Here is a 1,209-nt window from a genome sequence, read left to right as displayed (position 1 = left end):
ATGCGCGGCGGGGCTACGAGGCGCCGCGCGGGGAGCTCGAGACGGTGCTGGCGCAGCTGTGGGCGGAGCTGCTGGGTCTGGAGCGGGTCGGTCGGCATGACCACTTCTTCGAGCTGGGCGGCCATTCACTGCTGGCCGTGCGGCTGCTCAGCCGGCTGTCGCAGATTGCGGGTGTGGAACTGTCGCTGGCGATGCTGTTCGCGCGGCCGGTGCTGGCCGATCTGGCGGCCAGCCTAGGCCGCCATCAGGAGGTCGCGGTCCCCGCCAACCTGATCACCGCGCACAGTACGGCGATCACCCCGGGGATGCTGCCGCTCATCGGGCTGAGCCAGCCGGAGATCGACCGGGTGGTGGCCACGGTGCCCGGGGGGCTGGCCAACATCCAGGACATCTATGCTCTGTCGCCGCTGCAGGAGGGCATCCTGTTCCATCATCTGCTGGCCAGCGAGGGCGATCCCTATCTGTTGGTCCGGGAGATGGCATTTGCCGGTCGTGACCTGCTGGAGCGCTATCTGGCGGCAGTGCAGCGGGTGGTGGACCGGCACGATATCCTGCGCACGTCGTTTGTGTGGGAGGGGCTGTCCAGTCCGGTGCAGGTGGTGTGGCGCCAGGCGCGGCTGGAGGTGGTGGAGGTTGAACTGGACGAGGCTGACGGGCCGGCTCACGAGCAGCTGCGGCGCCGGTTCGATCCGCGCGGGCAGCGCATCGATCTGGGGCGGGCGCCACTGATACGGTTTGTGACGGCCCGGGAGCCGGGTAGCGGGCGCTGGCTGCTGCTGGAGCTGCAGCATCATCTGATCGGCGATCACACGACCTCAGAGGTAATGCATGCGGAGGTCCGGAGCGTGCTGGCGGGACGCGCGCACGAACTGGCCGAGCCGCAGCCATTCCGTAACCTGATAGCGCAGGCGCGGCTGGGTGTGGGAGAGCAGGCGCATGAGCAGTTCTTCCGGGAGATGCTGTCGGACATCGACGGGCCGACGCTGCCGTTCGGGCTGGGCGAGGTGCGCGGCGACGGCAGCGGAACCCGAGAGGCGCAACGGATGCTGCCGCAGACGCTCAACGACCGGCTGCGGCAGCAGGCGCGGCGGCTGGGGGTGAGTCTGGCCAGCCTGTGCCATCTGGCGTGGGCGCAGGTGGTGGCGCGCAGCAGCGGGCGCGAGCAGGTGGTGTTCGGCACGGTGCTGTTCGGGCGCATGCATGGTGGCA

At 69.6% G+C, this 1,209-nt stretch carries 1 protein-coding gene; it reads left to right on the top strand.

The window, feature by feature from the left end; translation table 11 throughout:
• The coding region (locus AB4Y34_RS41605; RefSeq protein ID WP_368719279.1) for a condensation domain-containing protein at positions 1–1,209 on the top strand (1,209 nt) is incomplete at both ends.

The sequence above is a fragment of the Paraburkholderia sp. BR10954 genome (genome assembly GCF_040965775.1).
GTDB lineage: Bacteria > Pseudomonadota > Gammaproteobacteria > Burkholderiales > Burkholderiaceae > Paraburkholderia > Paraburkholderia youngii.
This window is presented reverse-complemented; position numbering and strand designations above follow the sequence as displayed.